Here is a 7207-nt window from a genome sequence, read left to right on the forward strand (position 1 = left end):
CGTCTTTGCTTTATCAGATGGAGAGCGCTATGGCTTGGAATGAGCCGGGTGGCAACTCGAATAATCAAGATCCCTGGGGTAGCAAACGCCCTAAAAATGGCGACCGCAAGGGGCCACCAGATCTCGACGAGGCCTTCCGAAAGCTACAGGAAAGCCTGAATGGGTTGTTCGGTGGTGGAAAAAAACGTACTGGCGGTAGTGGCAACGAAGGCGGCCCAAGCGGTAAGGGTGCTGGCTTCGGTTTGCTCGGTATCGGTTTGGTCGTGTTGGCAGCCGCGTGGCTGTACAGCGCGGTATATGTAGTCGACGAACAGGAGCAAGCCGTGGTGCTGCGCCTGGGCAAGTACTACGAAACCGTAGGACCGGGTCTGAACATCTACTTACCTCCGTTCGATAAAAAGTACATGGAAAACGTGACGCGTGAGCGTGCGTACACCAAGCAGGGTCAGATGCTCACTGAAGACGAAAACATCGTCGAAGTGCCGCTGACCGTGCAGTACAAGATCAGCAACCTGCGCGACTTCGTGCTCAACGTTGATCAACCGGAAGTCAGCCTGCAACAAGCCACCGACAGCGCCTTGCGCCACGTCGTGGGCTCCACTTCGATGGATCAGGTGCTGACCGATGGTCGTGAACAAATGGCTGTAGACGTCAAGGAGCGCTTGCAGCGTTTCCTCGATACCTACAAAACCGGTATCACTGTGACTCAGGTCAACGTACAAAACGCTGCGGCACCGCGTGAAGTGCAGGAAGCCTTTGATGATGTGATCCGTGCCCGTGAAGACGAGCAGCGTGCCCGCAACCAGGCCGAAGGCTACGCCAATGGCGTGGTGCCGGAAGCCCGTGGTCAGGCTCAGCGCATCATCGAAGATGCCAACGGCTACCGTGATGAAGTGGTTTCTCGCGCCAAGGGTGAAGCCGACCGCTTTACCAAGCTGGTGGCCGAGTACCGCAAAAATCCTGAAGTGACCCGTGACCGTCTGTACTTGGACACCATGCAGGAAGTCTTCAGCAACACCAGCAAAGTACTCGTGACCGGTAACAAAAACGGCCAGAGCAACCTGCTGTACTTGCCGTTGGACAAAATGATCGAAGGCCGTAATGGCAGCACCCCGGCAACGGGTTCGGCAGCTGCGGCGAGCGCCAATGATTCAAGCTCGCACATCAACACGGATCTGCCGACACCACCGCGTACCAGGGAGAGTCGCTGATGAGCAATAAATCGCTGATCGCCCTTATTGTTGCCGTTGTCGTGGCGATCGTTGCCTGGAACAGCTTCTACATCGTCTCGCAAACTGAGCGTGCAGTGCTGTTGCGCTTCGGCCGTGTGGTTCAGGCGGATGTTCAGCCGGGCCTGCACGTGAAAATTCCTTATGTTAACCAGGTGCGCAAGTTCGACGCCCGCCTGATGACGCTGGATGCGCCGACTCAGCGTTTTCTGACGCTGGAAAAGAAAGCGGTCATGGTTGATGCCTTCGCCAAGTGGCGTGTGAAAGATGCCGAGCGCTTCTACACCGCAACGTCGGGCATGAAGCAGATTGCTGACGAGCGCTTGTCGCGTCGTCTGGAGTCTGGCCTGCGTGACCAGTTCGGTAAGCGCACCTTGCACGAAGTGGTGTCGGGTGAGCGTGATGCACTGATGGCTGACATCACCGCATCGCTGAACAAAATGGCTGAGAAAGAGCTGGGTATCGAAGTGGTCGACGTTCGCGTCAAGGCCATTGACCTGCCTAAAGAAGTAAACCGCAGCGTTTTCGAACGTATGAGCACCGAGCGTGAGCGTGAAGCACGTGAGCATCGGGCCAAGGGTAACGAACTGGCAGAAGGCATTCGTGCTGACGCCGACCGTCAACGTCGTGTTCTGGTGGCCGAGGCTTATCGCCAGTCCGAAGAAGCACGCGGTGATGGTGATGCCCAGGCTGCTGCGATTTACGCCAAGGCTTACGGTCAGGACCAAGAGTTCTACAAGTTCTATCGCAGCCTGCGCGCTTACCGCGAAAGCTTTGCGAACAAGAGCGATGTACTGGTCCTAGACCCAAGCAGCGACTTTTTCCGCTACCTGGAAAAGTCCAAGCCTGCACAGCAGTAAAAGGAGCGGCTCCCTTCCGCTTCTGTAGGAACAAGCTCGCTCGCGATCTTTTGAGTGTTAAAAGATCGCGAACAAGCGCTGCTACAGAGGTTTTGGGAGCATGCATTCACTCCGCCGGGCGGGCAAATTGCCTCGCGGGGTGATCCTTTTATAAAACGTGTGTATGATGCGGCAGCCGGGAAATTCCCGGCTTTTTTGCGTCTGCATGTTTGATTGACCGAATGGCTGTTACAGCGTCGGCAGATTTTTCGAGGAATGTGCTGAGCCTGTCATTCAGGCTTTTTTGCTGTGCGCGCTGAAGACACAGCCACGTTCTGCTTTACTCAAGGCTCGCCTGCTGGCTGGCCGCCCGGATCATAGGGGAATGGCGTAATGGCAACGGTAGACCGCTGGCTTCTGCCAGATGGCATCGAAGAAGTACTTCCACCTGAAGCAGCCCGCATTGAAGTCGCGCGGCGTCAGGTGTTGGATCTGTTCCAGAGCTGGGGCTATGAGTTCGTCGTCACCCCGCATATCGAATACCTGGAGTCCTTGCTAACAGGAGCTGGCCAGGATCTCGACTTGCGGACCTTCAAGGTTATTGACCCGAAAACGGGTCGCCAGATGGGTTTTCGTGCCGACATAACGCCGCAAGTGGCGCGCATCGATGCGCACACCTTGCGTCGCGAAGGTCCGAGCCGTCTGTGCTACGCCGGTAGCGTGCTGCATGCTCAGCCGCGCGCGTTGTCATCCTCGCGTAGCCCGATCCAGTTGGGTGCCGAGTTGTATGGCGATGCAAGCCCGAGCAGCGACGTAGAAGTCATCAGCCTGATGCTGGCGATGTTGCAACTGGCCGATGTGCCGGATGTACATATGGACCTTGGGCATGTAGGCATTTACCGTGGGCTGGCCCGTGCGGCCAACCTGTCGGTTGAAGTGGAACAACAATTGTTCGACGCCCTGCAACGTAAGGCGATCGACGAAGTAACGGCCTTGACCGAAGGCTTGCCGGCTGATTTGGCAGGCATGCTCCAGGCATTGGTTGGATTGTGTGGCGGCCGCGAAGTGCTGGTTGCTGCGCGTGAGCGTCTGGCCAAGGCTCCGGCCCCGGTTCTGGCGGCTCTGGACGACTTGCTGGCAATTGCCGAGCGGTTGTCTGTGCGTTTTCCGCAGTTGCCGCTGTATTTTGACCTGGGTGAGTTGCGTGGGTATCACTACCACACAGGTGTGGTGTTTGCGGTTTTTGTACCGGGCGTTGGAGATTCCATCGCTCAGGGCGGTCGTTATGACGACATCGGTGCTGTGTTCGGGCGTGCCCGTCCGGCGACCGGCTTTTCGACCGATTTGAAAACCCTGGTGACCCTGGGGCGTGCTGAAGTCGAGTTACCGTCTGGCGGTATCTGGATGCCTGACAGCACAGATGCGGCACTCTGGCAGCAGGTTTGCCAGCTTCGCAGTGAAGGTCAGCGTGTGGTTCAGGCATTGCCTGGGCAGCCACAAGCCGCCGCCCGTGACGCGGACTGCGACCGCCAATTGATTCAGCAGAACGGCTTGTGGCAAGTAGTGCCGCTGGTTTCTTGAGTTTTCCTGCCGGCGGTTGTTGCCGGCACCAAGTTTGCGCGAATGAGGACAAGTGTTATGGGTAAGAATGTCGTAGTCCTGGGCACCCAATGGGGTGATGAGGGCAAAGGCAAGATCGTTGATCTGCTGACCGAACATGCTGCCGCTGTAGTGCGCTACCAAGGTGGCCACAATGCTGGCCACACCTTGGTAATCGACGGCGAAAAAACCGTTCTGCACCTGATCCCCTCGGGCGTGCTGCGCGAAGGCGTGCAGTGCCTGATCGGTAACGGTGTGGTGGTTGCTCCCGACGCCCTGTTGCGTGAAATCATCAAGCTGGAAGAGAAAGGCGTACCGGTGCGCGAGCGCTTGCGTATCAGCCCTTCTTGCCCGCTGATCCTGTCGTTCCACGTTGCGTTGGACCAAGCCCGTGAAAAAGCCCGTGGCGAGCTGAAGATCGGTACGACCGGTCGTGGCATCGGCCCGGCTTACGAAGACAAGGTTGCTCGTCGTGGCCTGCGTGTTGGCGACTTGCTGAACATGCCGCGTTTTGAAGCCAAACTGCGCGAGTTGGTGGACTACCACAACTTCATGCTGGTCGGTTACTACAAAGAAACCGCCATCGACTTCGACAAGACGCTGGCCGAGTGCAAAGAATACGCTGAGCTGTTGAAGCCGTTGATGCTGGACGTGACTGCTGAGCTGCACGACCTGCGTCGCGCTGGCAAAGACATCATGTTCGAGGGCGCTCAAGGTTCGTTGCTGGACATCGACCACGGTACCTACCCGTACGTCACCAGCTCCAACACCACTGCGGGTGGCGTTGCCACCGGTTCGGGCGTTGGCCCGATGTTCCTGGATTACATCCTGGGCATCACCAAGGCTTACACCACTCGCGTAGGTTCTGGCCCGTTCCCGACTGAACTGTTCGACGACGTTGGTGCTCACTTGGCCAAACAAGGTCACGAGTTCGGTGCTACCACTGGTCGTGCTCGTCGTTGTGGCTGGTTCGACGCCGTTATCTTGCGTCGCGCTATCGATGTGAACAGCATCTCGGGCATCTGCCTGACCAAGCTGGACGTACTCGACGGTCTGGAAACCATCAACATCTGCGTCGGCTACAAAGATGCAAACGGTGTTGAAGTGGCGCCGACTGATGCTGACAGCTACGTAGGCCTGGAGCCTGTGTACGAAACCGTACCGGGCTGGACCGAATCGACCGTGGGTGCCAAAACCCTGGAAGAGCTGCCAGAAAACGCCCGCGCTTACATCAAGCGCGTAGAAGCACTGATCGGCGCGCCGATCGACATCGTCTCGACAGGTCCGGACCGCAACGAAACCATCGTTTTGCGTCACCCGTTCGCGTAACACGTCGCGATACAAAACAAAGGGCCCTTCGGGGCCTTTTGTTGTTTTAGCCCTTTGTAGGAGCAGCCGGTCGACGCTCGATTGCTCGCGATCTTTTGATCTTCTAAACGCTCGCGAGGCAAGCTCGCTTCTACAGTCAGCAGACCCGCGGCACGACCCTTGCTTTGAAAATGCTATTAGTGTGCCATCAATATAATGGCACCGTTGTAGAGGGTTTTTCTGTGTCTGCCGTTCTCTCATTGTTACAAAGCCGTTTGCTGCGGCCTGTATTCGTTACCCTCGGTATCGCCCTTTTGGTGCAAGTGCTGGTGGCTGTTGCACTCACACGGAGCACGGTCACGGCGTTGGAGTCTGATTTAGACGCGGGTCTGGCCTCTGACAGTCAAAAGCTCTCGGCTGAATTGGCGCAGGCAGACCGTGAGGTCAAGAGCAGTCTTGAAGGGTTATCTTCTAGCACCCGCCAACGCCTGACCGCAGGCTTAGCACCGCGTCTGAAAGAAGAGCAAATGCAATTGTGGGAAACGCTGGAGAAGAGTCTTAAAGACTCGGCAAATGATATGGCGCAATTGCTGGCGTCTGTTGCGCCCCGTGCAATGTGGGACAACGATGTGCCTGCGCTGTCTGAATTCGCGCGCCGTGCTCAGCGAAATCCTAATGTGTTGTTTGTGGTCTACGACGACGCGACGGGGCAACACCTGACGCGTTATCTCAATCGAGACAACCCCATCAACCAAGCGCTGCTGGAAAAGGGCAAGGGCGAGCGTGCACTGGACAAAGTCTTAGATGCGGCGCGCAGCGACCCGGCGGTGTACTACCTCGAAGCGCCTATCAGTCCTAATGGGGTTGAGATCGGCAAAGTTTTAATGGGGGTTTCCACCGCGTCGGTTGAACAGGAGCTGGCGGCTTTGGATAAGCGCTTTGCATTGCTGATAGCCAGCAGTGAGCAATTGGTCGACGAAAGCCTGCAAGGTGCGGCGAACGACAGCTCAAAGGCTTTGGGCGCACGTTTGCAGTCGGCTCAGGCTGCGGCGGCGCAGATGCAGGCCAATACGGCGCTGACGGTGCAGGATGCGGCAGACACTTTGCGCTGGCGCATCGGTTTGGGCCTAGCGCTGGTGGGCTTGGGTGTATTGCTGTTGCTGGCGGTGGTGTTGGGTAGGCGTGTGGTCAACAAATTACTGCTGTTGATTGCGGCGCTGAATGACCTGGCGGCGGGCGATGGCGATTTGACTAAGCGTGTGGGCCTGAACAGCAAAGACGAAATTGGTGACATGGCGGCGGCGGTTAACCGCTTTGTCGACAAGTTACAGCCCATCGTGCGAGAAGCCGGGGATGTGGCGCAGCGCACCGGGGTCGAGATTAGCGCCATGAGCGTACGCAATGCCGGGGCGGATGCGGCCGCGCAGTTGCAGCGTGATGAAGTGGCGCAGAGCCTCAAGGCGCTGTCGACCATGGCCGATGACGCACAGTCTGAAAGCCAAGCCATGCAGGCGGCGCTCAAACAGGTGGTGGATATTCGTCAGGCCACCGATGAGAACACTCGCACTTCAGCGCAAGTAGGCGGTTTGATCGAAGCGCTGGCTGGGCAAGTGGGTGCCGGCGCCAAGGTCATCGAGCGACTGGCACAGCAAAGTGAACAGATAGAGGTGGTGCTGACGGTGATTCATGGCATCGCCGAGCAAACTAATTTGTTGGCGTTGAACGCAGCCATTGAAGCGGCGCGGGCGGGTGAGACAGGGCGTGGTTTTGCCGTGGTGGCGGATGAAGTGCGTGCGCTGGCGAGCAAGACACAAAGCTCTACAGGCGATATTCAGGCACATATCGTGGCCTTGCAGCAGGGCGCCAAAGAAGCAGTGGCAGCGATAGCGCAGGCTGGACGCCAAGCTGATGAGGGCTTGGCGGTGTTGCGCGGTAGTGTGCAATTGCAGCAGAGCGTGCAGGCGTCGGTTGAGCAAGTTCACACGGCGATAGGGGAGGCCACCAAAGCTGCGGCGCATCAGGCGCAGGGAGCGCATGCGGTGCGCGGGCGGGTAGAGGTGATTCATGCTCAGGCTGAGCGCGCCGCAGAGGCGGTGACTCAGACCACGGCCAGCGGCAAGGTATTGGATGGTTTAGCGGCGCAACTGAAAGCGAGCTTGGGGCAGTTCAGGGCTTAGAAATGCGCTGTTTGATCCTGTGGGAGCGGGCTTGCTCGCGTTAGTAGCGATGCGG

At 57.8% G+C, this 7207-nt stretch carries 5 protein-coding genes and 1 pseudogene; all 6 read left to right on the forward strand.

The window, feature by feature from the left end; genetic code table 11:
• Positions 1 to 29: 29 nt before the first annotated feature.
• The 6 genes and pseudogenes from hflK to B347_RS27245 all read left to right on the forward strand — a co-directional run bounded on the left by hflK (position 30) and on the right by B347_RS27245 (position 7152).
• Positions 30 to 1211 carry an FtsH protease activity modulator HflK gene (hflK, locus tag B347_RS0118345; RefSeq protein ID WP_019411156.1) on the forward strand — a complete coding sequence of 394 codons (1182 nt, stop codon included), beginning with the start codon at positions 30 to 32 and terminating at the stop codon, positions 1209 to 1211.
• Complete coding sequence (gene hflC / locus B347_RS0118350; RefSeq protein ID WP_019411157.1) at positions 1211 to 2089, forward strand: protease modulator HflC; 879 nt, start codon at positions 1211 to 1213, stop codon at positions 2087 to 2089. The genes hflK and hflC overlap by 1 nt, the downstream gene beginning before the upstream one ends.
• A 372-nt stretch (positions 2090 to 2461) precedes the next feature.
• Entirely contained in the window at positions 2462 to 3649 is a 1188-nt protein-coding gene (locus tag B347_RS0118355; RefSeq protein WP_019411158.1) for an ATP phosphoribosyltransferase regulatory subunit, read from the forward strand.
• Between the two features lie 57 nt (positions 3650 to 3706).
• Positions 3707 to 4996 (forward strand): adenylosuccinate synthase, encoded by a 1290-nt coding sequence (locus tag B347_RS0118360; protein WP_019411159.1) that lies wholly within the window; start codon positions 3707 to 3709, stop codon positions 4994 to 4996.
• Between the two features lie 1037 nt (positions 4997 to 6033).
• Positions 6034 to 6294, forward strand: a pseudogene (locus tag B347_RS27240) (HAMP domain-containing protein); the annotation flags it as partial.
• A gap of 69 nt (positions 6295 to 6363) precedes the next feature.
• Positions 6364 to 7152, forward strand: coding sequence for a methyl-accepting chemotaxis protein (locus B347_RS27245; protein ID WP_423812789.1), 789 nt, complete (start codon positions 6364 to 6366; stop codon positions 7150 to 7152).
• Positions 7153 to 7207: the final 55 nt, after the last annotated feature.

Source organism: Pseudomonas psychrophila HA-4 (assembly GCF_000282975.1).
In the GTDB taxonomy this organism is placed as follows: domain Bacteria; phylum Pseudomonadota; class Gammaproteobacteria; order Pseudomonadales; family Pseudomonadaceae; genus Aquipseudomonas; species Aquipseudomonas psychrophila_A.

Bases quoted from the DNA above. Each gene is read 5' to 3' on its own strand.
- hflK (WP_019411156.1), top strand. From the start codon at position 30: ATGGCTTGGAATGAGCCGGGTGGCAACTCGAATAATCAAGATCCCTGG.
- hflC (WP_019411157.1), top strand. From the start codon at position 1,211: ATGAGCAATAAATCGCTGATCGCCCTTATTGTTGCCGTTGTCGTGGCG.
- B347_RS0118355 (WP_019411158.1), top strand. From the start codon at position 2,462: ATGGCAACGGTAGACCGCTGGCTTCTGCCAGATGGCATCGAAGAAGTA.
- B347_RS0118360 (WP_019411159.1), top strand. From the start codon at position 3,707: ATGGGTAAGAATGTCGTAGTCCTGGGCACCCAATGGGGTGATGAGGGC.
- B347_RS27245 (WP_423812789.1), top strand. From the start codon at position 6,364: ATGAGCGTACGCAATGCCGGGGCGGATGCGGCCGCGCAGTTGCAGCGT.